The sequence below is a fragment of the Enterobacter sp. AC1 genome (genome assembly GCF_050434705.1).
In the GTDB taxonomy this organism is placed as follows: Bacteria; Pseudomonadota; Gammaproteobacteria; order Enterobacterales; family Enterobacteriaceae; genus Enterobacter; species Enterobacter cloacae_L.
Window position 1 is genome coordinate 63362 of record NZ_JBNDIZ010000002.1, and the last position, 25505, is coordinate 88866.

22 protein-coding genes are annotated in these 25505 nt (G+C 57.9%); 16 read left to right on the forward strand and 6 right to left on the reverse strand.

Going from position 1 to position 25505, the window contains the following annotated elements; genetic code table 11:
- Window positions 1-2: 2 nt before the first annotated feature.
- Both psiF and adrA read left to right on the forward strand, forming a co-directional pair.
- Entirely contained in the window at window positions 3-323 is a 321-nt protein-coding gene (psiF, locus tag M2433_RS05165) for a phosphate starvation-inducible protein PsiF (RefSeq protein WP_047347312.1), read from the forward strand.
- Between the two features lie 102 nt (window positions 324-425).
- Window positions 426-1529 carry a diguanylate cyclase AdrA gene (gene adrA / locus M2433_RS05170; RefSeq protein WP_429053732.1) on the forward strand — a complete coding sequence of 368 codons (1104 nt, stop codon included), beginning with the start codon at window positions 426-428 and terminating at the stop codon, window positions 1527-1529.
- A 16-nt stretch (window positions 1530-1545) separates the two neighbouring features.
- On the opposite strand, the gene proC is transcribed toward adrA, so the two are convergent.
- A complete protein-coding gene (gene proC / locus M2433_RS05175) occupies window positions 1546-2355 on the reverse strand; it encodes a pyrroline-5-carboxylate reductase (RefSeq protein ID WP_111963440.1) in 810 nt (269 codons plus the stop codon).
- 97 nt (window positions 2356-2452) lie between these two features.
- Between proC and M2433_RS05180 the strand changes: the two genes are divergently transcribed.
- The 5 genes from M2433_RS05180 to ppnP all read left to right on the forward strand — a co-directional run bounded on the left by M2433_RS05180 (window position 2453) and on the right by ppnP (window position 5090).
- Complete coding sequence (locus M2433_RS05180; RefSeq protein ID WP_047347309.1) at window positions 2453-2911, forward strand: YaiI/YqxD family protein; 459 nt, start codon at window positions 2453-2455, stop codon at window positions 2909-2911.
- 144 nt (window positions 2912-3055) lie between these two features.
- Entirely contained in the window at window positions 3056-3580 is a 525-nt protein-coding gene (gene aroL / locus M2433_RS05185; RefSeq protein ID WP_047347308.1) for a shikimate kinase AroL, read from the forward strand.
- Between the two features lie 44 nt (window positions 3581-3624).
- The gene (gene yaiA / locus M2433_RS05190; RefSeq protein ID WP_032638425.1) at window positions 3625-3816 is read left to right on the forward strand and encodes a protein YaiA; all 192 of its coding nucleotides are present in this window, start codon (window positions 3625-3627) and stop codon (window positions 3814-3816) included.
- A 237-nt stretch (window positions 3817-4053) separates the two neighbouring features.
- Window positions 4054-4731, forward strand: a complete 678-nt coding sequence (locus tag M2433_RS05195; RefSeq protein ID WP_023334676.1) for an AroM family protein — start codon at window positions 4054-4056, stop codon at window positions 4729-4731.
- 71 nt (window positions 4732-4802) lie between these two features.
- Window positions 4803-5090, forward strand: coding sequence for a pyrimidine/purine nucleoside phosphorylase (ppnP, locus tag M2433_RS05200; protein WP_008503270.1), 288 nt, complete (start codon window positions 4803-4805; stop codon window positions 5088-5090).
- A gap of 45 nt (window positions 5091-5135) precedes the next feature.
- Here the strand turns inward: ppnP and rdgC are convergent, their stop codons facing one another.
- Complete coding sequence (rdgC, locus tag M2433_RS05205) at window positions 5136-6050, reverse strand: recombination-associated protein RdgC (protein ID WP_023310540.1); 915 nt, start codon at window positions 6048-6050, stop codon at window positions 5136-5138.
- A 123-nt stretch (window positions 6051-6173) separates the two neighbouring features.
- Here rdgC and mak point away from each other — a divergent pair, with 123 nt between their 5' ends.
- Entirely contained in the window at window positions 6174-7079 is a 906-nt protein-coding gene (gene mak, locus M2433_RS05210) for a fructokinase (protein WP_429053728.1), read from the forward strand.
- A 96-nt stretch (window positions 7080-7175) separates the two neighbouring features.
- Here mak and sbcC read toward each other — a convergent pair whose 3' ends face one another.
- Both sbcC and sbcD read right to left on the reverse strand, forming a co-directional pair.
- The gene (gene sbcC, locus M2433_RS05215; protein WP_429053727.1) at window positions 7176-10307 is read right to left on the reverse strand and encodes an exonuclease subunit SbcC; all 3132 of its coding nucleotides are present in this window, start codon (window positions 10305-10307) and stop codon (window positions 7176-7178) included.
- Window positions 10304-11509: an exonuclease subunit SbcD gene (sbcD, locus tag M2433_RS05220; RefSeq protein WP_429053725.1), complete on the reverse strand. Its 1206-nt coding sequence runs from the start codon at window positions 11507-11509 to the stop codon at window positions 10304-10306. The genes sbcC and sbcD overlap by 4 nt, the downstream gene beginning before the upstream one ends.
- Window positions 11510-11696: 187 nt before the next feature.
- On the opposite strand from sbcD, the gene phoB reads away from it, so the two are divergent.
- The 7 genes from phoB (at window position 11697) to M2433_RS05255 (ending at window position 22934) form a co-directional block, all read left to right on the forward strand.
- Window positions 11697-12386, forward strand: coding sequence for a phosphate response regulator transcription factor PhoB (phoB, locus tag M2433_RS05225; RefSeq protein ID WP_008503265.1), 690 nt, complete (start codon window positions 11697-11699; stop codon window positions 12384-12386).
- A 21-nt stretch (window positions 12387-12407) separates the two neighbouring features.
- Window positions 12408-13703: a phosphate regulon sensor histidine kinase PhoR gene (gene phoR, locus M2433_RS05230; protein WP_429053723.1), complete on the forward strand. Its 1296-nt coding sequence runs from the start codon at window positions 12408-12410 to the stop codon at window positions 13701-13703.
- A gap of 409 nt (window positions 13704-14112) precedes the next feature.
- Window positions 14113-15432 carry a branched-chain amino acid transporter carrier protein BrnQ gene (brnQ, locus tag M2433_RS05235; protein ID WP_047347302.1) on the forward strand — a complete coding sequence of 440 codons (1320 nt, stop codon included), beginning with the start codon at window positions 14113-14115 and terminating at the stop codon, window positions 15430-15432.
- An 81-nt stretch (window positions 15433-15513) separates the two neighbouring features.
- Complete coding sequence (gene proY / locus M2433_RS05240) at window positions 15514-16887, forward strand: proline-specific permease ProY (RefSeq protein ID WP_429053721.1); 1374 nt, start codon at window positions 15514-15516, stop codon at window positions 16885-16887.
- A 140-nt stretch (window positions 16888-17027) separates the two neighbouring features.
- Window positions 17028-18845: a maltodextrin glucosidase gene (malZ, locus tag M2433_RS05245; RefSeq protein WP_429053719.1), complete on the forward strand. Its 1818-nt coding sequence runs from the start codon at window positions 17028-17030 to the stop codon at window positions 18843-18845.
- A gap of 91 nt (window positions 18846-18936) precedes the next feature.
- Window positions 18937-21552, forward strand: coding sequence for a DUF2339 domain-containing protein (locus tag M2433_RS05250; protein ID WP_429053716.1), 2616 nt, complete (start codon window positions 18937-18939; stop codon window positions 21550-21552).
- The gene (locus tag M2433_RS05255; protein ID WP_429053713.1) at window positions 21549-22934 is read left to right on the forward strand and encodes a DUF3999 domain-containing protein; all 1386 of its coding nucleotides are present in this window, start codon (window positions 21549-21551) and stop codon (window positions 22932-22934) included. Before M2433_RS05250 ends, M2433_RS05255 begins: the two co-directional genes overlap by 4 nt.
- Window positions 22935-22977: 43 nt before the next feature.
- Here the strand turns inward: M2433_RS05255 and M2433_RS05260 are convergent, their stop codons facing one another.
- A complete protein-coding gene (locus M2433_RS05260) occupies window positions 22978-23580 on the reverse strand; it encodes a peroxiredoxin C (RefSeq protein ID WP_010428037.1) in 603 nt (200 codons plus the stop codon).
- Between the two features lie 127 nt (window positions 23581-23707).
- The gene (acpH, locus tag M2433_RS05265) at window positions 23708-24289 is read right to left on the reverse strand and encodes an ACP phosphodiesterase (protein ID WP_429053711.1); all 582 of its coding nucleotides are present in this window, start codon (window positions 24287-24289) and stop codon (window positions 23708-23710) included.
- 92 nt (window positions 24290-24381) lie between these two features.
- Between acpH and queA the strand changes: the two genes are divergently transcribed.
- The gene (gene queA / locus M2433_RS05270) at window positions 24382-25452 is read left to right on the forward strand and encodes a tRNA preQ1(34) S-adenosylmethionine ribosyltransferase-isomerase QueA (RefSeq protein ID WP_237845945.1); all 1071 of its coding nucleotides are present in this window, start codon (window positions 24382-24384) and stop codon (window positions 25450-25452) included.
- Window positions 25453-25505 lie beyond the last annotated feature (53 nt).

Consider the following 25505-nt stretch of genomic DNA (forward strand, 5'->3'; position numbering starts at 1 on the left):
CAATGAAAACAACATTACTGGTTACTCTGCTCTCTGGCCTGTTCATGGTCGCATCGGCGAACGCGGAAGAGAAAACGTTAACGCCGCAACAGCAGCGTATGACTACGTGTAATCAACAGGCGACGTCTCAGAGCCTGAAGGGGGACGCCCGTAAGACCTACATGAGCGACTGCCTCAAAAATGGCGCCTCGAAACCCGCTGAAAAAAGCCTGACGCCGCAGCAGCAAAAAATGCGCGAGTGTAATGCGAAGGCAACCGAGCAGTCCCTGAAAGGGGACGATCGCAGCAAGTTCATGAGTGCCTGCCTGAAGAAAAAAGTGTAGTCCTATCGGGTGAGTAGCGCCGGCGGCTCACCCGAAATTTCATACTTTCCCCGCAGACCCCCTCTCTATAATTTGGGAAAATGTTTCAGAATATTCCCAAAAATGATGAATGATGAAACCTATTACAACAAAAAGCGCATTCGGGAAGAGTGGAGTTTAACCCTTTCTCAGGATGACCCTCACCGCGCCGGCATTCAGTTTGCCCGGCGAGTTCGGCTGGCACGCGCTGCCGGGCTGGCGGCAATGTTTTTCCCCATCGCCGGAATGCTGGTCACTCATTTTTTACCCGGCGGCTGGTGGCTTTTACTGGTGGGGTGGTCGTTCATTTGGCCTCATTTCGCCTGGCAGTTATCCTGCCGCGCCACGTCCCCTCATCAGCAGGAAATCTTCAATCTTAAGATCGATGCCATTATTGCCGGGCTCTGGATCGGCGTGATGGGGATGAATGCGTTACCTACCGCAGCGCTGGTGATGATGGTGGGGATGAATATGATGGGTTCCGGCGGCTGCCGTCTGTTTATCCCGGGGATAATGTTGACCCTGCTCTCTGCGCTGGTGACGTTGCCATTCTTCGGGAGGGGGACTGTCTTCAGCCCCGATCCTGTGGAGTGGGGCTTCACGCTTCCCGTACTCGTGCTTTATCCCATGCTCTTTGCCTGGCTCAGCCACCGAACGGCCGTCAGGCTTGCTGAGCATAAGCGGCGGCTGGAAATGATGAGCACCCGCGACGGAATGACCGGGGTCTTTAATCGCCGGCACTGGGAAATGCTGCTGCGAAATGAATTTGAGCAGTGCCGACGCAGCCACATCACCGCCACGATACTGCTGATTGATATCGATCACTTTAAAAACATCAACGATACCTGGGGGCATGATGTGGGCGACGAGGCGATCATCGCCATTACGCGCCAGCTACAGATGTCGGTGCGTTCAGGTGATGCCATCGGCCGGTTTGGCGGGGATGAATTTGCGGTGATTATGTCGCAGACCGCGGCGGAAAGCGCCATCGCCGTAATGTCACGGGTGCACGAGCGGCTGGAGAAACTGTCGCTACCGTGCGCGCCAAAAGAAGCGCTGCGCATAAGCGTGGGCGTTGCCCCCTGGGGGCCGCAGTTTGGGCATTATCGGGAATGGCTGAAGGCGGCTGACGTGGCGCTGTACAGGGCGAAAAATGCCGGGCGCAGCCGCACAGAAGTGGCTGCCTGACGCCCGGCTGGGACGATCAGGATTTACTCAGCTTCTCTGATTTTTCCATGCATTTTGCCATCGCTTCAATGACCGCCGAGCGGAAGCCGCGCTCTTCAAGCACCCGCACCGCTTCGATGGTGGTACCGCCCGGTGAGCAGACCATATCTTTCAGTTCACCAGGGTGTTTGCCGGTCTCCAGCACCATTTTGGCGGAGCCCATGACGGCCTGCGCGGCGAACTTATACGCCTGCGCACGCGGCATACCGCCAAGCACGGCGGCGTCGGCCATCGCTTCTAAAAACATGAAGACGTACGCAGGCGCAGAACCACTGACGCCGACCACCGGATGGATCATCGATTCGGCAATCACTTCCGCCTCACCGAAGCAGCGGAAAATGTTCAGCACATCGGCCACTTCTTCTGAGGTCACCAGTGCGTTAGGCGTCACGGAGGTCATGCCGGCGTTGACCAGCGAGGGGGTATTAGGCATGGCGCGGACGATTTTACGGTCGTGACCCAGCGCGCGGGCCAGCTGATCGAGCGTGACGCCAGCGGCAATCGACACGACCAGCGTCTCTTTGTTCAGGCTGGAGGTGATATCGCTCAGGACTTTGATCATGATGTTTGGCTTGACGGCACCAAAGACGATATCGGCGACCTGGGCCACTTCCTGCGCGCTTTCGGCGGCGTTGATCCCGTATTGATCGCGCAGCGCGGCGACCTTGTCCGGTGACGGGGTATAGACCCAAATCTGACCCGGTAGCACCTGCCCGCTAGCGATCAGACCGCCCAGGATGGCTTTGCCCATGTTACCGCAGCCGATAAACCCGATTTTCTTGTCCATCACGATTCTCCGTCATTATGCGTTGTTTTCTCTGATTGATAGCTTAACAACGAAATGCAGGCGACAATAGTCGGCAGACTCATTATGGGGAGACAATATGGCGATTTGGGTTGATGCGGACGCGTGTCCGAATGTGATTAAAGAGATTTTGTTTCGCGCCGCCGAGCGCGTCCAGATGCCGATGACGCTGGTGGCGAACCAGAATATTCGCGTACCGCCTTCGCGGTTCATCCGCTCTTTGCGCGTTCCGGCCGGGTTCGACGTGGCGGATAACGAAATTGTGCGCCTGTGCAGTGCAGAAGATCTGGTGATCACGGCGGATATTCCGCTGGCTGCTGAAGTGCTGGAGAAAGGGGCGGCGGCGCTCAACCCGCGCGGTGAACGTTACTCGCCTTCGACCATTCGCGAGAAGCTCACCATGCGCGATTTTATGGATACGATGCGGGCCAGCGGCGTGCAGACAGGTGGACCGGACAGCCTGTCCCAGCGCGACCGTCAGCAGTTCGCTGCCGAACTGGATAAATGGCTGCTGGAAGTGAAGCGCCGCACTGCGTAATGATAATTATTGTCAATTTGTGGTACAGTGTGGCCTCCACAGGGTTGTCATCCCGTACCGCTTTGCAGTAAAGTAATCGCAACATCTTCTGCAATTATTTCTTTACACTCTTCAGCCATCCGGCATCAAGGGGAACACCTGGCTATGACCCAACCCATCTTTTTAGTTGGCCCCCGCGGCTGTGGGAAAACCACCGTTGGCCTGGAGCTGGCACGCGTGTGTCATCGCCAGTTTGTTGACACCGACCACTGGCTACAAACCGAGGCCGGAAAAACCATCGCCGACATTGTTGAGCAGGAAGGGTGGGAGAGCTTTCGCGCACGCGAAACGGCCGCGCTGAAAGCGGTCACCACGCCGTCAGCCGTAATTGCGACCGGCGGAGGCATCGTTCTGGCGGAGTGTAATCGTCACTTTATGCGCGAAAAGGGGATTGTGATTTATCTCAGCGCGCCGGTGTCGGCGCTGGTCGGGCGTCTGGAAGCGTTTCCTGAAGAGGGGCAACGCCCCGCGCTGACCTCCAGACCGCTTAGCGAAGAGGTGAGTGAAGTGCTGGCCGAACGCGATGCGTTATACCGCGAAGCGGCTCACCACGTGGTGGATGCATCGGCGTCTCCCGAAGACGTTGTGATTCAGATTATTACCGCCCTGCGTTTGGCTTGTGCAAGCTAACCGGCGTCTATACTTATAGCTCAGACATAAAAAAAGGATGAGCTATGCCAACCAGACCTCCCTATCCGCGTGAAGCGCGCATTGTTACCGTTGAAAAAGGCCAGACGGGTCACACCGTGACCTGGTATCAACTGCGTGCCGATCACCCAAAACCGGACTCGCTGATCAGTGAACACGAGACTGAACAGGAAGCGCTGGATGCGAAACGGCGCTACGAAGATCCCGATAAAACCTGACCGTTTTCCTAAACGCTCCAATATCGTGCCTGTATCACACTTTTTACTCACCGAGAAAGTTAAGCAGGAGTTAATATTTAGTTATTACAAGTAACTCCGGTATCGGCAGGCGATCTTTACATTTCGATGTCGGGATCGCCTGCTACGCTTGGTGCTGTTTTGTTGAAAAAATGAACTGTGCAGCGTAGTGAGCCTGTACCTGTGTGCACGATGTTGGAGTAATGGAAGGCGATAAAGATGAAGGCAACGTTGGCGATCCTCACCATTGGTGTGGTCCCTGTAAGCGAAGTGTTACCGCTCTTAACCGAGCACGTATCTGAACAACAGATAACGCACCTCAGCCTGCTGGGGAAGATGAGTCGGGAAGAGGTCATGGAAGACTACGCTGTAGAGGCGGGGGAGGATCCCCTGGCGACGTTATTAAGCGACGGTAAACTGGCGCATGTGTCACGCCAGAAAATCGAGCGCTCGCTGCAGGGCGTAATAGAAGTGCTCGATAATCAAGGTTATGACGTTATTTTGCTGATGAGCACCGCGCCCATTAAAGGACTCACGGCGCGCAATGCGATTTTACTGGAGCCGATGCGGATCATACCGCCGCTGGTAGCCTCCATCGTCGATGGCCATCAGGTTGGGGTGATTGTCCCTATCGAGGAGCTCATGGACAACCAGGAGGCGAAATGGCAGGTGCTCGAAAAAGTCCCCTTGTACGCGCTGGCAAATCCGTTCTGGGACAGTGAGGCCAAACTCATTGCCGCCGGAAAGGAACTGCTGGAGAGAGGGGCTGATGTGTTGATCCTGGACTGTCTGGGTTTCCACCAGCACCATCGCGATTTGCTGCAAAAGGCGCTGGATGTGCCCGTACTGTTATCCAACGTTCTGATGGCGCGCCTGGCCTCGGAGCTTCTGATGTAATGATTTTGCGTGACAGGTGATGAGCATGGCCCCTATAGTGAATTTTTATCTAAAAATATAAGGGCCAGTTCATGCTTCAGAGTAACGAATACTTTTCCGGTAAAGTGAAATCCATTGGTTTTACCAGCAGCAGCACTGGCCGCGCCAGCGTTGGCGTAATGGCTGAAGGGGAATACACCTTTGGCACGGCGGAAGCCGAAGAAATGACGGTGGTGAGCGGCGCGCTGAACGTGTTGCTGCCGGGTGAAACGGAATGGAAAGTCTACGCCGCCGGGCAAGTTTTCAACGTACCTGGCCACAGCGAGTTCCATTTGCAGGTTGCTGAACCTACCTCTTATCTGTGCCGCTATCTGAAATGATTTTTTTCCCTCTCCCCATTGGGGAGAGGGTTAGGGTGAGGCAGATTATCTCTGCGCTTCGCCGCCGAGACCTTCCACCAGATTCTGAATCAACGCGGCCAGCTCGCCGGTCATCAGGATGAAGTCCGCGTCAAAGCGCTGAGCGTAATCTTCCCTGTCGATATCCTCGTTCTGATCGCGCAGCTCGTCGCAGAACTTCAGACGCTTCACGGAGCCGTCGTCGCACATCACGAACTGAATGCGCTGCTGCCAGTCGAGCGCCAGTTTGGTGACCACTTTACCCGCTTCAATGTGTACCGCGATCTCGTCGCTCACCAGATCCTGTTTTTTCGCGCGGATCACGCCGCCGTCTTCCAGCAACGCTTTCAGTTCGGCTTCATCAAGGATCTGGAAACCCTGTGCCGCAGCGCCGCTGCGTACCCATTCGGTCAACGTGAGCTCAATTGGCGTTTCCAGCGCCAGCGGAACGACCGGTAAAGAGCCGATACTTTTACGCAGCAGGGCCAGCGTATCTTCCGCTTTTTTCGCGCTGGCGCAGTCCACCATGATCAGTCCGTTAACGGTATCGATCCACATCATGGTCTGGCTGAAGCGGCTGAAGGCGCGCGGCAGCAGTGAATGCAGAACTTCATCTTTCAGCGAATCTTTTTCGGTTTTTTTCAGCTTGCGGCCCTGCTCGGCTTCCAGCTTGAAAATTTTCGCTTCGAGCGCCTGCTTAACCACCGGCGTAGGCAGTATTTTCTCTTCTTTACGGGCGCAGACGATGATTTGACCCGTGCTGCTGGCGTGGGTCAGTGCATCGCTTTGAGAACCCATTGGCGGAACCCAACCGGTTTTTGCCATATCCTGGCTACCGCAAGGGGAAAAGGTATAAGCGGCTAACTGTTTTTCCATCTCTTCTGCACGCAGCGAAACGTCGCGGCTGAGACGGTAAACCATCAAATTTTTGAACCACAGCATGATAATTTCCACGGCCTTGTCGTTAAATCAGCGGGCATGATAACGAATTGTCGCATCGCTTGCATTGCTAATCGGGAAGCGTGCTTCTACTCTGTTGATAATCAAAATAATGAGGAGAGTCTTGTGCGTATTGGGATTGATCTGGGCGGCACCAAAACAGAAGTCATCGCGTTGAGCGAGCAGGGGGAACAGCTGTTCCGCCACCGTCTGCCTACGCCGCGCGATGATTATCACCAGACTATCGAGACGATTGCCCGGCTGGTCGAGATGGCAGAGCAAGCGACAGGACAAACCGGCAGCGTCGGGATGGGGATCCCGGGGTCAATCTCGCCGTATACCGGGGTGGTTAAAAACGCCAACTCGACCTGGCTCAACGGCCAGCCTTTTGATAAAGATTTAAGCGCGCGCCTGAACCGGGAAGTCCGGCTGGCCAACGACGCCAACTGCCTGGCGGTCTCAGAGGCCATCGACGGCGCGGCAGCGGGCGCTCAGACCGTGTTTGCCGTGATCATCGGCACCGGCTGCGGCGCGGGCGTGGCGTTCGGCGGGCGCGCCCATATCGGCGGTAACGGCACCGCGGGCGAGTGGGGACATAACCCACTGCCGTGGATGGATGAAGACGAACTGAAATACCGCACCGACGTTCCGTGCTACTGCGGTAAACAAGGCTGTATAGAGACGTTTATCTCCGGCACCGGTTTTGCGACCGATTACCATCGTCTGAGCGGCCAGCCGCTCAAGGGCAACGAGATCGTGCGGCTGGTCGAAGAGCAGGATCCGGTGGCCGAGCTGGCCCTGAGCCGCTACGAAATGCGTCTGGCGAAATCCCTGGCGCACGTGGTGAATATTCTCGATCCGGACGTGATTGTGCTGGGCGGCGGCATGAGCAACGTTGACAGGCTGTACGCCACGGTGCCGAACCTGGTGAAACAGTGGGTCTTCGGCGGCGAGTGTGAAACCCCAATCCGTAAAGCCGTCCACGGTGACTCCAGCGGCGTGCGCGGCGCGGCGTGGCTGTGGCCGCAATAAAAGCAAAACAGCAACGCAAGTTGCTGTTTTTGATGTTTGTTCCCTCTCCCATGGGAGAGGGCCAGGGTGAGGGCACCAGACCGCACCGTCCCCCATTTAATCCACCGCAAACTCCCTGTCCAGCCTGCTGTACCCCAGCCCGTTAATCTTCTTCACTTTGATCTGCACCGGAATGCGCTCCTTCATCGCCTCAACGTGGCTGATCACGCCAATGGTTTTCCCGGTGGCGTTCAGCGCGTCGAGCGCATCCAGCGCGGTATCCAGCGTTTCGCTGTCGAGCGTGCCGAACCCTTCATCGAGGAACAGCGAATCGATCCGCGTTTTGTGACTCACCAGATCGGAAAGCGCCAGCGCCAGCGCCAGGCTGACCAGGAAGCTCTCGCCGCCGGAGAGCGTGCGGGTATCGCGAACCGCATCCGCCTGCCAGGTATCGACCACTTCCAGCTCCAGCGCGTCGCTGGCCTTACGCTGTAGCAGATAGCGCCCGTGAAGACGGTTAAGCTGCTGGTTGGCGAGCCAGACAAGATTGTCCAGCGTCAGCCCCTGAGCGAACTTGCGGAACTTGTCGCCGGTGCTGGAACCGATAAGCGCGTTCAGGTATCCCCAGTCGTCAGCCAGACGCGCGGCCTCTTCAATTTGCTGCATCAGGGCCAGCTGGTGCTGCCGGTTATCGCTGTCCTGCTTAAGCTGCTGACGGATCTCGCCCTGATGGGTGGTGTTCTCCCGAAGCCGCTGCGCCAGCTGCTGCAGCTGGATTTGTAGAGTGGGCGCGTCGGCGTCGAGCGATTCCGGTTGCAGCGCCAGGTGAGACTGCAGCTGTTGTTGAGCTTGTCCGCACAGCGCCGCGGCCTGCTGCAGCTGGTTTTCCAGCGACTGTTTCAGCTGTTCGAGGTGACGAAGCGTCGGTTCATCCAGCAGCGCGGCAAGAAACGCGTCCCGGTCGGCAAAGCAGCTGGCTGAGAGCGCCGCGGTGAATTGCCTCTGCGACTGCTGCAGGCGCTCTTGCTCCAGCGCTTCCTGCTGCTGCTGCGCGGTAAGCTGGCTTTGCAGCGACACGCATTCGTCGTGGATGGCGCGCCAGTCGTCAGGAATAGCCGGTTCGGCTTCTTCACCATTCGTGACCGGAAGCGTGTCGAGCAGCGGCTTCAGGGCGTTCATACGTTCCTGAAGCACGGCCTGCTGCGTTTGCTTCTCCTGCCACTGCGCGAACTCGACCTCACGGGCGTGCAGCCAGGCGGCTTCATTACCATCTTCAGGTACGTTAAGCGATAGCGAGAGCAGGGCGTGTTCCAGCGCCTGGCACGTGGTGGCCAACTGCTGCTGATACTGTCGTTCCTGCACTTCCTGCTCGTTCAGCTGATTTTGCAGGGTCAGACGCTGGCTGAGCTGATAAAGCTGGTGCTCGTAGCGTTCCTGCTCGTTCATCCATGGAGCGATATCTTCCTGAATATTCAATGCGATATTCAGGGACGCGCAGGCTTCCTGCCACTCTTTAGTGAGTGCTTGCTCTTCCTGAACCAGGGTCTGCGCTTCGTCTGTCTCACGCTGGATCTGCTGCGTCAGGGCGTTAACCTGCCCCAGCACCAGCAGGCCTTCCTCTTTGAGTGAGGCGACCTCTTTTTCCAGGGCATCGCGGCGGCGCTGGTTTTCCGTCAGTTCAAGCGACCGGTATGTCTCCACGGCGGGATGTTCGCTTGCGCCGCACAGTGGGCAGGGTTTGCCCGCCTCAAGCTGCGAACGATAATGTTCCAGCTTTTTGATCGTCGCTTCGGTTTCGCACAGGGCTTTCAGGTCCAGATAATGCTGGTTTTTCTCTTTGTACTGCTGGCGGCGCAGCGCCAGCGTTTCATTGAGCTTACCCTGTTCCGCCTGCGCTTTTTGCAGACTTTCCGCGTTCTGAAGCAGGCGCTTTTGCAGCGGTAGATAGCGGGCCTGCAGCGACGTTAGCCGCTGGCGCAGCGTGCGTGACCGGGACTGCTGTTCCATGGCCGCGCTGACCTCATCCGCCGTCAGCGTCAGCGCATTTTCCGGTAGTCCGGCCAGCTTTTGGCGTAGCTCAGCAACCCGTACGGCAAGCGTGGCGATGTGCGTTTTATCACGGGTCAACTGCGAGAACTGCGCGCGCCAGCCGGCAATCTCCTGGCCCAGCAGGCGATAACGCTCATGCTCCGCAAGCCATTTCGCCAGCGCCGTCAGTTCGGTCTGGAGCTGCTCGTGGTTACGCAGTGCGGCGTTGCGGATCCGTGCGCGCAGCGCGGTTTTATCTTGTAAGCGAGTATTCACTTCGACAATTCGCTGCAGCGTTTGCGTCAGGCGCGCGGTTTGCTCCTGCTGGTGCTCCCAAAGCGGCCGAAGCTGGGCGGCGGGCTGGGCAAGCTGGAGTTTTGCCAGCTCAGGCGCTGCGTCCGTCAGCGCCTGCTGCGCCTGCTGCTGCATCGCGGTGACGCGCTGATGCTCGCGTACAAGCTCATCATGGCGCGTAAGCCACTGAAAATCTTTCTGTTGGCTTTGCTGCTGTACCAGCAGGGTTTTCTCTTCGTCAGTAAGTGCCTGCAAACTTTGCTGTAACTGCTGCTGTTGCTCTTCGCTCAGCAGCACGACGCCCGCAGCCTGTGCCTCGCACTTTTCAAGCATGCTGCGGGCTGCTTTATGTTTCTCAAATACCATGGCGGAAATCTGGCCGTAGATCTCGGTGCCGGTCAGCTCTTCCAGCAGTTCTGCGCGATCGCTCGGTCTGGCATTGAGGAAAGCGGCAAATTGCCCCTGAGAGAGCAGCATGGAGCGGGTAAAACGCCCGTAGTCCAGCCCGGTGAGCTCAGCGGTTTGCTCCAGCTTATCCGTCACTTTGTCGGCCAGGATTTTGCCATCCTCGCAGCGCGCCAGCTCCACGCGCGGTGCCTGCAGGTTGCCGTCCGGCTGATTGCGCGCCCGGTTCTGGCTCCAGAAGGCGCGATAGGCCGTGCCTTTCACCTCAAACTCCACTTCGGCCAGACACTCGGCGGTGTCGCGCGTCATCAGGTCGTTTTGTGCCTGAGAGACTTTCTGCAGGCGTGGGGTTTCGTGATAAAGCGCCAGGCAGATGGCGTCGAGCAGGGTGGTTTTGCCTGCTCCGGTCGCGCCGGTTATGGCAAACAGCCCGTTGCTGGCAAAGGGTTCAGCGGTAAAATCAATTTTCCACTCGCCCTTGAGGGAGTTAAGGTTTTTCAGGCGCAGGCTCAAAATTTTCATGCGTTTTCGTCCTCATCATTGAGCGCATGCAGGGTATGGGTGAACAGCTCGCTAAGCCTTGCGCGCTTCGCGTCGTCTATCTCCTCCTGCGAGAGCCTGCGTTCGAACACCTCTTCTACCCTCAGCTCGCTGAGGGTTTCGCGCCGGGCGCTGAGCAGAATGTTCTCGCGCTGCTCGCGGCTGCGGCGCACCAGCAACACCTCAACCGGCAAATCTTCGGTCAGCGCCTGGATTTTTCGCTGCATATCGTGCAGGTAGTCATCGGTGGTGATTTCGATATCCAGCCAGACGGGAGGGTTAAGCGCCGCGCCGCGCCACTGCTCAAGCTGGGCGGTAATGGCGTCAAGATCGCCTTTCAGCACCGCCAGCGGCTGGGTGACCGGCACCTCCAGCGTCTCGACGGCGTGAAGTTTTCCGTCGGAGAAGCTCACCAGATGCACGGACTTGGCTTTGCCCGTTTCATCGAAGCTGAGCGAAAGGGGCGATCCGCAGTAGCGGATGTGCTCGCAGCCGCCGATAACCTGCGCGCGGTGGATATGCCCGAGCGCGATGTAGTCGGCTGGCGGGAAGTTTTGCGCCGGAAAGGCGTCCAGCGTGCCGATATAGATGTCACGTACGGCGTCACTTTTACTGGCCCCGACGGTGGTGAGGTGTCCGGTCGCAATCACCGGAATCGGCTGCTCGCCGCGCAGGGCGCAGGCTTCGGCGTGCTGCTGGTGATAATAGTCGGTGATGGCCTGTAATAAATGTTGCTGTTTTTCCGCCCCCGACAGCCCCGCCTGGCTTTGCACGATGTCCCGCGGACGTAAAAACGGTATCGGGCACAGCACCGCGCCCGGCGTACCATCGCGTTTTTTCAGGATCTGCGGGGCGTGCCCGGCGCTGGCGACGACGGTGGTATTAAGAAATGCCAGGATGTCGCGAGATTCATTGAGCGTTGCGACGGAATCATGGTTGCCGGCGACAATCACCAGATGACAGCCGGTTTGCTGGAGATTCACCACGAAGCGGTTATACAGTTCACGCGCATAGCTTGGAGGAGAACCGGTATCAAAGATGTCACCCGCTACAATAATCGCGTCCACCTCGTGCGTCCGGGCCGTTTCCAGCAGCCAGCCCAGGAACGCTTCATGTTCAGCCGCACGGCTTTTGCTGTAAAAATTTTGACCCAGATGCCAGTCCGAGGTGTGAAGTATGCGCATAGCTGATCCGTGGCAAAAAAGAGAAAGCGGGATTATAAACCTTCAGAGAAGGGAAAATAACCGTTGTAATAAAACAACGGTTTGCCCGCTATCGTGGTACTGTTTTTCATAAATCTGTCATAAATCTGACGCATAATGGCGCCGAATTACAAACTTGTAACTTAAATAAAATAAGACAGGGCAAAGTATGGCGAGACGTATTCTGGTCGTAGAAGATGAAGCTCCAATTCGTGAAATGGTGTGCTTCGTGCTCGAGCAAAATGGCTTCCAGCCGGTTGAAGCGGAAGATTATGACAGCGCAGTGAACCAGCTAAATGAACCCTGGCCCGATCTGATTCTGCTGGACTGGATGTTGCCCGGCGGTTCCGGACTGCAGTTTATCAAACACCTGAAGCGCGAAGCGCTGACCCGCGACATACCGGTGGTGATGCTCACGGCGCGCGGAGAAGAAGAGGATCGCGTGCGCGGTCTGGAGACCGGCGCGGACGATTACATTACCAAACCGTTTTCACCGAAAGAGCTGGTGGCCCGCATTAAAGCCGTGATGCGCCGTATTTCGCCGATGGCGGTGGAAGAGGTGATAGAGATGCAGGGACTCAGCCTTGACCCCACCTCACACCGCGTGATGACCGGTGAAAATCCCCTCGACATGGGGCCTACCGAATTTAAGCTTCTGCACTTCTTTATGACACACCCGGAACGCGTTTACAGCCGCGAGCAGTTGCTGAATAACGTCTGGGGAACTAACGTGTATGTCGAAGACCGGACGGTTGACGTCCATATCCGCCGCCTGCGAAAAGCGCTGGAACTGAGCGGCCACGATCGCATGGTGCAGACGGTCCGCGGCACGGGTTATCGTTTTTCTACCCGTTTCTGAACAATGACAGGAGTGTGACGCGTGCTGGAACGTCTGTCATGGAAAAGGCTCGTCTTTGAACTGATCTTATGCTGTATTCCGGCCTTCATTCTGGGGGCCTTTCTTGGACATCTGCCGTGGTTTCTGCTGGCGTCCGTCACCGGGCTGCTGATCTGGCATTTCTGGAACCTGCTGCGCCTCTCCTGGTGGCTGTGGGTTGACCGAAGCATGACGCCGCCGCCGGGAAGCGGCAGCTGGGAACCGCTGCTGTACGGTCTGCATCAGATGCAGATGCGTAATAAAAAGCGCCGCCGCGAGCTGGGAAGCCTGATTAAGCGTTTTCGCAGCGGTGCGGAATCGCTGCCGGATGCCGTCATTCTGACCACCGAAGAAGGGACCATCTTCTGGTGTAACGGCCTGGCGCAACAGCTGCTGGGCCTGCGCTGGCCGGACGATAATGGTCAGAATATCCTCAACCTCCTGCGTTATCCCGAGTTCACGCTGTACCTGAAAAAGCGTGATTTTACCCGTCCGCACAATCTGAAGCTCAATAACGGTCGCCATCTGGAAATCCGCGTGATGCCCTACAGCGATAAGCAGTGGCTGATGGTAGCGCGCGATGTCACCCAGATGCACCAGCTGGAAGGGGCGCGCCGCAACTTCTTTGCGAACGTCAGCCACGAATTACGAACCCCGTTGACCGTGCTTGAGGGCTACCTGGAGATGATGCAGGAGCAAACGCTTGAAGGGGCGCCGCGTGAAAAAGCGCTGCACACCATGCGCGAGCAAACGCACCGTATGGAAGGCCTGGTGAAGCAGTTGCTGACGCTGTCGAAGATTGAAGCGGCACCCACGCTTGCGCTGAATGACACCATCGATGTGCCAATGATGCTGCGGGTAGTGGAGCGTGAAGCGCAGACGTTAAGCCACAAAAAGCACCACCTGACCTTTGAGGTCGACAGCGCGCTGAAGGTGCTGGGCAGTGAAGATGAACTGCGCAGCGCCATCTCCAACCTGGTGTATAACGCGGTGAATCATACGCCGGAAGGGACGGAAATCCTGGTGCGCTGGCACCACAGCCCAACGGGAGCCGAATTTAGCGTGGAGGACAACGGGCCGGGTATCGCACCGGAGCATATTCCGCGTCTGACCGAGCGTTTCTACCGCGTGGATAAAGCGCGATCGCGGCAGACGGGAGGAAGCGGCCTGGGGCTGGCGATTGTTAAGCACGCGGTGAATCACCATGAAAGCCGTCTCGAAATCCAGAGTACGCTGGGTAAGGGAACCCGTTTCAGCTTCGTTATCCCGGAACGATTAATTGCCAAAAAGATCGCCTGATAGCAGGTGTGTCATTTTACCTTTCCACGGGTCAGCGTCAGCTGGCCCGTTTGCTTTGCAGTCAAGCGAAACGCGGCTGAATTTTATACGGCTGGCTGTTTTTTGTTCGCATGATTAGCCATGGGTTTTTCTTATAAATAGCGTATTGTGCTGGTTCGTATTTTCATAATGGCATATTGTTCTGGTTTTACGATCCCTCCTTGCCTTTAAACGTTATAAGCGTTTAAATTGCCCCCCAGATACTGTCAGACCGACTGTATTTGCGTGGTAAATCGAAAAACTATTCTTCTCCACGCCAGGACGGGAGCATTTCCCGCTGAAATTGAGTAAATTTTCGGCTGTATCGTCCCGTCAGGGAAACCGGAAATCGCAATGTTTTCAACACCACATCCACAGGCAGTAAGGTTTTATGACCCATCACTTAAAATCGCGTGACATCATCGCGCTGGGCTTTATGACATTTGCGCTGTTCGTTGGCGCAGGCAACATCATTTTTCCTCCAATGGTTGGCTTACAGGCGGGTGAACACGTCTGGACCGCCGCGTTTGGTTTCCTGATTACTGCCGTGGGTCTACCGGTACTGACCGTCGTCGCGCTGGCGAAAGTCGGCGGCGGCGTGGATAGCCTCAGTACCCCAATTGGCAAAGTGGCGGGTGTTCTGCTGGCAACCGTCTGCTATCTGGCCGTAGGCCCGCTGTTCGCAACCCCGCGTACGGCTACCGTTTCCTTCGAAGTGGGTATTGCCCCCCTGACCGGTGACGGCGCGATGCCGCTGTTTATCTACAGCCTGATTTATTTCGCGATCGTGATTCTGGTTTCACTCTATCCGGGCAAGCTGCTGGATACCGTGGGCAACTTCCTGGCTCCGCTGAAAATTGTGGCGCTGATCGTCCTGGCGGTGGCCGCCATTGTCTGGCCTGCCGGCCCGATTAGCGACGCGATGGACGCCTATAAGAACGCCGCATTCTCTAACGGCTTCGTGAACGGCTATTTGACGATGGATACGCTGGGCGCCATGGTGTTTGGTATCGTTATCGTTAACGCCGCGCGTTCCCGCGGTGTGACCGAAGCGCGCCTGCTGACCCGCTATACCATCTGGGCTGGCCTGATGGCCGGCGTGGGGCTGACGCTGCTGTATCTGGCGCTGTTCCGCCTGGGCTCCGATAGCGCCATGCTGGTTGACCAGAACGCGAACGGTGCGGCTATCCTCCACGCCTACGTCCAGCACACCTTCGGTGGTGCGGGCAGTATGCTGCTGGCGGCGCTCATCTTCCTGGCGTGCCTGGTAACCGCAGTGGGCCTGACCTGCGCCTGTGCAGAGTTCTTTGCGCAGTATCTGCCGCTCTCATACCGCACTCTGGTGTTTATTCTCGGTATCTTCTCCATGGCGGTGTCCAACCTCGGGTTGAGCCACCTGATTCAGGTCTCTATTCCGGTGCTGACGGCGATTTATCCGCCGTGTATCGTGCTGGTGGTGCTGAGCTTCACCCGCCCGTGGTGGAACAACTCCTCACGAATTATTGCGCCAGCCATGTTTATCAGCCTGATTTTTGGTATCCTTGACGGCATTAAAGCATCAGCATTCGCAGGAATACTGCCTGCATGGACACAGCGTCTGCCGCTGTCCGAGCAGGGTCTGGCCTGGCTGATGCCTACCGTTGTTGCACTGGTTCTGGCGATTATCTGGGACCGTGCCGCAGGGCGTCAGGTTGCATCTAACGCCCATTAATCAACGGCAACAAACTGTTTAACCACGGGGCTTAAGGCCCCGTGGTTTTTTGTTTTTTTCGTGTTGAATGGCAAGATTTAAATGGAAAGCACTAACAAACTTAAACGTGGACTGAGCACGCGCCACATCCGCTTTATGGCGCTGGGCTCTGCTATCGGTACCGGTCTTTTTTATGGCTCGGCAGATGCCATTAAAATGGCCGGTCCCAGCGTTCTGCTGGCCTACATCATCGGCGGCGTGGCGGCGTATATCATCATGCGCGCCCTCGGTGAAATGTCTGTTCACAACCCGTCCGCCAGCTCATTCTCCCGCTACGCGCAGGAAAACCTTGGCCCGCTGGCCGGGTTTATCACCGGCTGGACCTACTGTTTTGAAATCCTGATTGTGGCGATCGCCGACGTGACGGCGTTTGGCATCTACATGGGCGTCTGGTTCCCGGCGGTGCCGCACTGGATTTGGGTCCTGAGCGTGGTGCTGATCATTTGCGCCGTCAACCTGATGAGCGTGAAGGTGTTCGGCGAGCTGGAGTTCTGGTTCTCCTTCTTCAAGGTCGCCACCATTATCATCATGATTGTGGCCGGTTTCGGCATCATCATCTGGGGTATTGGCAACGGCGGGCAGCCGACCGGCATCCATAACCTCTGGAGCAACGGTGGCTTCTTCAGCAACGGCTGGCTCGGCATGGTCATGTCGCTTCAGATGGTCATGTTCGCCTACGGCGGTATCGAAATTATCGGTATTACCGCCGGTGAAGCGAAAGATCCGGAGAAATCCATTCCGCGCGCCATCAACTCCGTGCCGATGCGTATTCTGGTGTTCTACGTGGGTACGCTGTTCGTGATTATGTCCATCTACCCATGGAATCAGGTGGGCACCAACGGTAGCCCGTTTGTGCTGACCTTCCAGCATATGGGCATTGCGTTTGCGGCCAGTATTCTGAACTTTGTGGTGCTCACCGCGTCGCTCTCGGCAATCAACAGTGACGTCTTTGGCGTGGGCCGTATGCTGCACGGCATGGCGGAGCAGGGCAGTGCGCCGAAGGTGTTTGCCAAAACGTCGCGTCGCGGCACGCCGTGGGTGACCGTCGTGGTCATGACCGTTGCGCTGCTGTTCTCGGTTTACCTGAACTACATCATGCCGGAGAACGTCTTCCTGGTGATTGCGTCCCTGGCGACCTTCGCAACCGTCTGGGTGTGGATCATGATCCTGCTGTCGCAGATTGCGTTCCGCCGCCGCCTGTCGCCGGAAGAGGCGAAAGCGCTGAAGTTCAAAGTCCCGGGCGGCGTCGCAACGACCGTCGTCGGGCTGATCTTCCTGGTGTTCATCATTGGCCTGATTGGCTACCACCCGGACACCCGTATTTCCCTGTACGTGGGCTGTGCGTGGATCGTGCTGCTGCTGGTGGGCTGGATGTTTAAATGCCGCCGTGACCGTCAGATGGCGGAAGCACAGTAACATCCTTTTCCCCTCTCCCAATGGGAGAGGGTATTTTTGCCTCCTCCTCCGTTCTCCTCCCCCAATAATCCCGATCGTGATGAGCTATCCTTAACCACCCTGTGGCAAGGTGACGTCAATTTCATCAAAGGGGATTCGTGATGTTAAATGCCTGGCACCTTCCGGTTGCCCCATTTGTTAAGCAAAACAAAGACAACCTTGTGATTACGCTCTGGCTGGCGGGGGAAAACCAGCCTGAACGCGTGACGCTCCGCGCCGAAGTGGATAACGAAGAAACGTCGCTGAAAATGCACAAGCAGCGCAGCCAGCCGCAGCCGGGGATCACGGCGTGGCGGGCGAATATCGACCTGAATAGCGGACAGCCGCGTCGCCGCTACGGCTTCAAGCTGCTGTGGAATGACCGCCAGCTGTGGTTTACCCCGCAGGGGTTTAGCCGTTTTCCGCCCGCACGGCTGGAGCAGTTTGCCGTTGATTACCCGGATAACGGCCCGCAGTGGGTTAACGAGCAGATCTTTTACCAGATCTTCCCGGACCGCTTTGCCCGCAGCGAAAAGCGCACCGCACAGCAGGATAAGGTTTATTACCACCACGCGGCAGGCCACGACATTATTCTGAAAGAGTGGGATGAGCCGCTAACCGCGCAGGCCGGCGGCTCGACCTTTTACGGCGGCGATCTCGACGGTATCAGCGAAAAACTGCCGTACCTGAAAAAGCTTGGCGTGACGGCGCTCTACCTGAACCCGGTGTTTAAAGCCCCAAGCGTGCACAAATACGATACGCAGGATTATCGTCACGTTGACGAACAGTTTGGCGGTGACGAGGCGCTGCTGCGCCTGCGTAAGAACACCCAAAATGAAGGCATGCGCCTCATTCTGGACGGCGTGTTCAACCACAGCGGAGATTCACACGCCTGGTTTGACCGTCATAACCAGTCAATGGGCGGGGCATGCCATAACCCGGACTCGCCGCAGCGCGACTGGTACAGCTTTAACGACGAGGGCCGCGCGCTGGACTGGCTGGGTTACGCCAGCCTGCCGAAGCTGGATTTCCAGTCGCCAACGCTCGTGAATGAAATCTACGGCGGCGAAGACAGTATTGTCCGCTACTGGCTGAAGGCACCGTGGAATATGGACGGCTGGCGCCTGGACGTGGTGCATATGCTGGGGGAAGCGGGCGGCGCGCGAAATAACCTTCAGCACGTCGCCGGGATTACGCGATCCGCGAAATCGGCCCAGCCGGGGGCGTTTGTCTTTGGCGAACACTTTGGCGACGCGCGCCAGTGGCTGCAAAATGACGCGGAAGATGCGGCGATGAACTATCGCGGCTTTACCTTCCCGCTGTGGGGATTCCTCGCCAACACCGATATCTCCTACGATCCGAACCATATCGACGCGGAAACCTGCATGGCGTGGATGGAGAACTATCGCGCAGGCCTGTCGCATCAGCAGCAGCTGCGGATGTTTAACCAGCTCGATAGCCACGATACCGCGCGCTTTAAGTCTCTGCTCGGCAAGGACGTCGCGCGTCTGCCGCTGGCGGTCACCTGGCTCTTCACCTGGCCGGGCGTACCGTGCATCTACTACGGAGATGAGGTCGGGCTGGACGGCAACAACGATCCGTTCTGCCGTAAAACCTTCCCGTGGGCGCCAGAAAAGCAGGACAAGGTGCTGTTCAGCCTGTACCAGCGGCTGGCGAAGCTGCGTAAGCAGAGTCTCGCCCTGCGCTACGGCGGCTGCCAGGTGGTGTACGCCCACGATAACGTGGTGGTCTTTGTCCGTGTCTATAATCAGCAGCGCGTGCTGGTGGCGATTAACCGGGGCGAGGCCTGCGAGGTGGTGCTGGAGGATTCACCGCTGCTGGCGGAGAAATTGTGGAAGAGCAAAGAGGGCAAAGCGACGTTCCAGGACGGCGTGCTCACGCTTCCGGCGATCTCCGCTGCGGTGTGGTTCGCCAGTTAATCGCGGGCGGAAGGGTTTTCACCTTTTAAGATGGCGCAAATGCAACTATTTGTGTCAATCTTAACGGATCGTTTACGGTGAAGGTGGAAACATGGACGAGCTCTACATCCTTGGCTGTTTGTTCCTGGTTTTTGCGCTGGGCGTTGCGCCGGTGCTTGCGGTTATCGGCTTTAACCGAAGCACGGCGGCCAGACAGGAGATTGCCCGGCTGCGCCAGCGCATTGAGGCGCTCGAGCAGCGCGGCGTCGCGGAGAAAGCGCCGGCGCCTGAACAGGCCGCCGCGCCGCCGGCAGTGGCCCAGCCGGTGGCTGAGGACGTCCCCGCGCCTGTCGACCCCTGGCGTTCGGATATTCCCGCTGCCGCGGCAGCACCCGCTCCGGCTTCTGCGCCCGCGGCAAAACAGCCTTCTGCCTTTGGCGGCATGCTGACGTCGCTGGTGCGCTGGTTCATGCAGGGCAATCCGCTGGCGAAGCTGGGCATCCTGCTGCTCTTCCTCGGTCTCTCTTTCCTGCTGCGCTATACCGTCGAACACTCCCTGTTCCCGCTTGAGCTTCGCCTGGCCGCGACGGCGCTGTTTGCTATGGTCCTGCTGGTCCTCGGGTGGCGGCTGCGGCACAAACAGCGCGTCTATTCGCTGATTCTCCAGGGCGGGGCGACAGGCATTCTCTATCTGACCGTCTTTGGCGCCTTCCGGCTCTGGCAGATGTTGCCGATGACGCTGGCCTTTGCGCTGCTGGTGGTCATTTGCGCGGCGAGCGTCGGGCTGGCGGTGCTGCAGAAGGCGCTGAGCCTTGCCATGCTGGCGAGCCTCGGCGGGTATCTTGCGCCGCTGCTCTTGTCTACCGGTGGCGGCAGCTTTGTCGCGCTGTTCTCTTTCTATCTCCTGCTTTCCATCGGCATTCTCGCGATCAGCATCTGGCAGCACTGGCGCGAGCTGAATCTGCTCGGACTGCTGTTTACGTTCGGCGTCGGCGGTCTGTGGGGGCTGAACGACTATCGGCCTGAAGACTATGGGGTCTGCCAGCTGTTCCTGATTGCCAATACGCTGATCTTCGGCGTGCTGAGCGTGGCGCTGTCGCTGCGGGCGCAGGAGAAAGGGAAGCAGATTGTTGACGGCGTACTGCTGTTTGCCCCGCCGCTGGTTGGTTTTGGGATGCAGTACGGCATGACTCAGCACTGGACCTACGGCCCGGCGCTCAGCGCGCTGGGGTACGGTGCGTTTTACCTCTCGCTGGCGTTCCTCGCGCTGCGGCGCTACCCCACAATCGGGCGACCGCTGGTCATGGCGGCGCTGGCGATCGGCGGCGGGTTTGCCACGCTCGCCATTCCACTGGCGCTGTCGGCGCGCTGGACGGCGATGGCCTGGGCGCTGGAGGGGCTGGGCATCCTCTGGCTGGGTGTGCAACAGCAGCAGCGGCGCATGAGCTATAGCGGGACGGCGCTGCTGGTGCTGGCGCTGGGTAGCGCGCTGTGGGCGCAACTGAACGGCGTTTCGTCGCTGAGCCTGCTGCTTATCTTCGCCGTACTCAGCCTTTGCTGGCTGGCTGCGGCCTGGCTGTGGCGGAAAATCGTTCTGCCGGTCAGTTGGGCGCTGCTGGCCGGCGGGCTGCTGTTCTGGATAGTGGCGCTGATGGGGGCGTCGCAGCTGATGCTGAAGCAGGAATTATCCGTTCTGGCAGGCGTGATGGCGCTCTCGGCCGTCTCGGTCTGGGGCTGGCGTCAGGCTGCCGCTCGCCTTGCGTGGCGGGAGCTGGATGCCAGCAAATGGCTGCTGTGGCCGCTGATGCTGCTGATGGTGGGTTATCAGCTCTGGCATCAGCAGGTCTTTGCCGCCGGCTGGGCAAATCTGGCCTGGTGCGTTGCGCTTCCTGCCGCGCTGATGCTGCTGTGGCGCGACGGTAAAAGGCTCCTGCCGCGCCTCGCGATGGGGTTGCATCTGTCGCTGTTCTGGATGATTTTACTGGCGCTGGCCGCCGAGCTTTACTGGTTTACCCGTTCGCTGCCGTGGGGAATGGCAGCCTGGGGCAGTGGGCCGGCGATGGCAGCAGGTGGCGGTTTGATTATGGCACTCTCTGCCGCGGTACGGCGTCGCGGGTGGCCGTTCCGGGAATGGCCCGCGCTTTACGCCTGTCTGGCACCGATCCCTGCCGTCGCGGCGCTGCTGGTATTGCTGGTCGTGACCAATTTCCAGGACGGTGTGGTCTATCGCCAGACATGGCTGCCGCTGGTGAACCCGCTTGAGGAAGGTGCCGCGTTCGCGCTGCTGGGGCTGGTCATCTTTTATCGCGCGGTGGAGCGCTACTACCCTGTGCTGCATTCGCAAGCCCGTCCGTGGCCCGCCGTCGCGCTCATGGCGTTTGGCTTCTGGTGGCTTAACGGTGCGTTAATGCGCGCGCTGGCCTGGTACGGCGACGTGGCCTGGAATATAGAATCGCTGTGGGATTCGCGGCTTGTCCAGACCTGTTTTGCCCTGTTCTGGATGCTAAGCGCGCTGGTGGTCATGATCCATGCCACCCGTCGGGCTTCCCGGCAGGAGTGGCTCTGTGGCGCGGCGCTGCTGGGCGTGGTGATGGTTAAACTGATGCTGGTAGACAGCGCGGGCGGAGGTGGATTGTCGCGCGCGGTGGCGTTTATCGGCGTGGCGATACTGGTACTGATCGTGGGATATTTCTCGCCGCTGCCGCCCAAGACAGGAGATGAAAAATGAAATGGATGAAAGCGGTAGCGTGTACCGCGCTGCTGGCGCTTTCCGGCCCGGCGCTTTGCGACGAGGCACAAACGGAATCGCCGCGGGATTATGCCTTTGGTCGCTCCCTGGATACGTCTGTCCCTTCCCAGTGGTATCGGGTCGCGCTCCCGCTCGCCGTCTATGAGCAGAGCACGTCACCAGAGTTGCACGATGTCCGCGTCTTTAATCAGTCGGGCGAGCCGGTTCCCTTCAGCCTGCTCATCGCGACGCGTCCGCAGGCGCCTGTGCAATCCACGGCGCTGCGCCTCTTTCCTCTGGACGCCTCGCCACTTGCGTCTTCGCGAGGCGGTGGTGATAGCGATAAGATCCTGCTTCGTTCCGGAAACGGCGTGGAAATTGTGCTTGAGGGGCAAAAAGCCGCCGCAGCCGGGCAACATTATCTGCTGACCTTGCCGGAGCAGGTGACGGGCGAGATAAGCCTGTCCCAACTGCAGCTGCTCTGGAATACCCCTCAGACGTCGTGGCAGGGAACGGCGTCGGTTTATTACAGCGAGGATCTTAAGCGCTGGTATACCCTGCGCGAGGATATGCCCCTGCTGGACGTTGTCAGCGGCCAGGATCGCCTTAAGCTCGATCGGATCGATACCGATACGGTTTTATCTCCCGATGCGAATCGCTATCTCATGGTGGTGCTGAATACAAAAAGCCAGGGGATAACCCTGACCGGCGTAAACGCAATTAGCGCATCCGCGCAGGCGGCCCCGGAAGAGGTGAACCTGGAAGGCGAAGGGGAATCGTTATCGACAAGTGAAGCGCAGTGGCACTGGGCGCGACCGCAGCCCCTCACTGCTGTCAGCATTTCACTGAATGGCGACGGCGTTCTTCCCGTGGAGATAGCGTGGCGGAGTACCGAAAAAGACGCATGGCACCCCCTGAAAAAAGAGGTTCTTTACCGTCTGGAGGGGAAAACGTCTCCACCGGTTTCGCTTAATGGGAGCCTGGTGCAGGCGGTAAAAATCACGACGCTGAATGCGCGTTTGCCAGAATACCCGCCGGGCGTCACGGGGCATCGCGACCGCTATGACCTCGTGTTCAACGCGCAGGGGAAAGCGCCGTACGTGCTCGCCTGGGGCAACGGCGCGGCAAAGCCTGCCAGCGTGGAGCCCGACATGCTGATCCCTGTCGACCTGCGTAAAACCTATGATGTGGCAAACCTGCCGCAGGCTGACGTTCAGGATAATGTCGCGTTAGGCGGCGAAGGGCGTCTGACCGCCACCTCCGCGGCCGAGCGGGAGAGCAGGATGAACACGCTGCTGGTGTGGGGCGTGCTGATTGCGGGCGTGGTTCTGCTGGCGGGCATGGCCTGGCGCATCTGGCGAGAGACGCAGCGTAAGGCATAAAAAAAGGCCCGCAGAAGCGGGCCTTTTTCGTAAACCGTGCCGATTACAGGCTGGATACGTTCTCGGACAGGTATTTAGCCACGCCGTCTGGAGACGCGTTCATACCTTCTTTTCCTTTTTCCCACTGAGCCGGGCACACTTCACCGTGTTCTTCGTGGAACTGCAGCGCGTCAACCATGCGCAGCATTTCGTCGATGTTACGACCCAGCGGCAGATCGTTCACAACCTGGTGACGAACGATGCCGTTTGCGTCGATCAGGAAAGAACCACGCAGGGCAACGCCAGCGTCCGGATGTTCGATACCGTAAGCCTGCTGGATTTCGCGTTTGATGTCCGCAACCATTGCGTATTTCACCGCACCGATGCCGCCATTTTCGACAGGGGTGTTACGCCATGCGTTGTGTACAAATTCAGAGTCGAAGGAGACGCCAACCACTTCCACGCCACGCTTCTGGAATTCTTCATAACGTTTGTCGAACGCGATCAGCTCAGACGGGCAAACGAAAGTGAAGTCCATTGGCCAGAAGAACAGAACGGTCGCTTTACCGTTGGTGTGCTGTTTGAAGTTGAAGTTTTCAACGATTTCACCGTTGCCCAGAACTGCTGCAGCTGTAAAATCCGGAGCCGGACGAGTTACCAGAACCATATGATTCTCCTGTAGATACTAAGGTTATTTGGAACGCAACGCGGGCCAGTATAGAGAGTGTTCATGGATAAGACAAAGAGGTGGTGACAATCGTTCCGCCAGCTTTTACCTATCAATGTGAATTCTGTTACAGCTGTTTGTTTTTCGCCTGGGTCATCATGCGCGGGTAAAACTGCCAGAAACGCGTTTCCAGCGCCTCGTAATGCTCATCCAGGTCATACCAGGAGTCGCGCAGCGCATCAAGCCGAGGGCGGCGGCTTGCCATCCCATTCAGCACGTTCTGGATGAAATCCATTTCGCGATAGCGCTCAAGCCAGCGTTCCGACCACAGGTAGTTATTCAGATTTACAAATCGCGGCGGTGAGTCCGGTAAAATAATCGACACCTGCTGATGGGCATAGCGCACAAATTCGGGCAGCGGCATCTCCGGCGACAGCTGTTCCCAGTGGCGCGACAGGAAGTGATCCCACATCACATCAAGCGTGATCGGCGCAACGCGGCGGGTTTCAGGGCGAAACCACGCTTTGGCTTCCGTCACTTCCGGCAGGTTATCGGTCAGCACGTCGATGCGGCGGTGCATAAAAATTCCGTCGACAACCTCAGGGGAATACGCTTCTGCGGGGTTGCCGCGTACAAAATCGGCCAGCAAATTGCCGGAAAGGGAGCTGTCAGCGAGGTGTGCGAGATGCAGGTGAGCGAGAAAATTCATGCGTTTTATTTGTCCGGGGGCGGCTAGTTGTTGCAGCAAAAGAGTGTGAGCACTAGACTATGCCGCCTGTTTTTAAGTCACGAGTATACGTCATGCGCGTCGCCGATTTCTCCTTTGAACTACCTGAATCCCTGATTGCTCACTATCCCATGCCTGAGCGCAGCAGCTGTCGCTTACTGTCACTGGATGGGCCAACGGGCGAGCTGACGCACGGTACTTTCACCGATTTGCTCGACAAGCTCAACCCTGGCGATCTGCTGGTCTTTAACAACACCCGCGTGATCCCGGCGCGCCTGTTTGGCCGTAAAGCCAGCGGCGGCAAGATTGAAGTGCTGGTCGAACGTATGCTCGATGATAAACGTATTCTGGCACATATTCGCGCCTCCAAAGCGCCGAAGCCGGGCGCTGAACTGCTGCTGGGCGATGACGAGAGCATCAAAGCGACCATGACCGCGCGTCACGACGCGCTGTTTGAGGTGGCGTTTGACGACGAGCGCACGGTGCTCGATATCCTGAACGCCATCGGCCATATGCCGCTGCCGCCGTACATTGAGCGTCCGGACGAAGAGGCCGACCGCGAGCTGTATCAGACCGTCTACAGCCAGAGGCCGGGTGCCGTAGCCGCACCAACCGCGGGCCTGCACTTTGATGAGCCGCTGCTGGAGAAACTGCGCGCGAAGGGCGTAGAGATGGCGTTTGTGACGCTGCATGTCGGTGCAGGCACCTTCCAGCCGGTGCGCGTGGACAGCATTGAAGACCACATCATGCACTCTGAATACGCCGAAGTACCGCAAGAGGTTGTGGATGCGGTGCTGGCGGCGAAAGGCCGCGGTAGCCGCGTGATTGCTGTGGGCACAACTTCCGTGCGTTCGCTTGAGAGCGCCGCGCAGGCCGCCAAAAGCGATCTTATCGAGCCGTTCTTTGGCGATACGCAGATCTTTATCTACCCGGGCTATCAGTACAAAGTCATTGATGCACTGGTGACCAACTTCCATCTGCCTGAATCGACGCTGATTATGCTGGTTTCCGCGTTTGCCGGTTATCAGCATACGATGAACGCCTACAAGTCTGCGGTAGAACAAAAATATCGCTTTTTTAGCTACGGGGACGCGATGTTTATCACGTACAATCCGCTGGCTTTGAATGAGCGTGTCGGGGAATAAGTCCGCGGCACCAGAATAATGTGTCGGACTGTTTTTCCGGCACAGAGGAAAGA

Bases quoted from the DNA above. Each gene is read 5' to 3' on its own strand.
- psiF (WP_047347312.1), top strand. From the start codon at position 3: ATGAAAACAACATTACTGGTTACTCTGCTCTCTGGCCTGTTCATGGTC.
- adrA (WP_429053732.1), top strand. From the start codon at position 426: ATGATGAATGATGAAACCTATTACAACAAAAAGCGCATTCGGGAAGAG.
- proC (WP_111963440.1), bottom strand. From the start codon at position 2,355: ATGGACAAGAAAATCGGGTTTATCGGCTGCGGTAACATGGGCAAAGCC.
- M2433_RS05180 (WP_047347309.1), top strand. From the start codon at position 2,453: ATGGCGATTTGGGTTGATGCGGACGCGTGTCCGAATGTGATTAAAGAG.
- aroL (WP_047347308.1), top strand. From the start codon at position 3,056: ATGACCCAACCCATCTTTTTAGTTGGCCCCCGCGGCTGTGGGAAAACC.
- yaiA (WP_032638425.1), top strand. From the start codon at position 3,625: ATGCCAACCAGACCTCCCTATCCGCGTGAAGCGCGCATTGTTACCGTT.
- M2433_RS05195 (WP_023334676.1), top strand. From the start codon at position 4,054: ATGAAGGCAACGTTGGCGATCCTCACCATTGGTGTGGTCCCTGTAAGC.
- ppnP (WP_008503270.1), top strand. From the start codon at position 4,803: ATGCTTCAGAGTAACGAATACTTTTCCGGTAAAGTGAAATCCATTGGT.
- rdgC (WP_023310540.1), bottom strand. From the start codon at position 6,050: ATGCTGTGGTTCAAAAATTTGATGGTTTACCGTCTCAGCCGCGACGTT.
- sbcC (WP_429053727.1), bottom strand. From the start codon at position 10,307: ATGAAAATTTTGAGCCTGCGCCTGAAAAACCTTAACTCCCTCAAGGGC.
- sbcD (WP_429053725.1), bottom strand. From the start codon at position 11,509: ATGCGCATACTTCACACCTCGGACTGGCATCTGGGTCAAAATTTTTAC.
- phoB (WP_008503265.1), top strand. From the start codon at position 11,697: ATGGCGAGACGTATTCTGGTCGTAGAAGATGAAGCTCCAATTCGTGAA.
- brnQ (WP_047347302.1), top strand. From the start codon at position 14,113: ATGACCCATCACTTAAAATCGCGTGACATCATCGCGCTGGGCTTTATG.
- proY (WP_429053721.1), top strand. From the start codon at position 15,514: ATGGAAAGCACTAACAAACTTAAACGTGGACTGAGCACGCGCCACATC.
- malZ (WP_429053719.1), top strand. From the start codon at position 17,028: ATGTTAAATGCCTGGCACCTTCCGGTTGCCCCATTTGTTAAGCAAAAC.
- M2433_RS05250 (WP_429053716.1), top strand. From the start codon at position 18,937: ATGGACGAGCTCTACATCCTTGGCTGTTTGTTCCTGGTTTTTGCGCTG.
- M2433_RS05255 (WP_429053713.1), top strand. From the start codon at position 21,549: ATGAAATGGATGAAAGCGGTAGCGTGTACCGCGCTGCTGGCGCTTTCC.
- M2433_RS05260 (WP_010428037.1), bottom strand. From the start codon at position 23,580: ATGGTTCTGGTAACTCGTCCGGCTCCGGATTTTACAGCTGCAGCAGTT.
- acpH (WP_429053711.1), bottom strand. From the start codon at position 24,289: ATGAATTTTCTCGCTCACCTGCATCTCGCACACCTCGCTGACAGCTCC.
- queA (WP_237845945.1), top strand. From the start codon at position 24,382: ATGCGCGTCGCCGATTTCTCCTTTGAACTACCTGAATCCCTGATTGCT.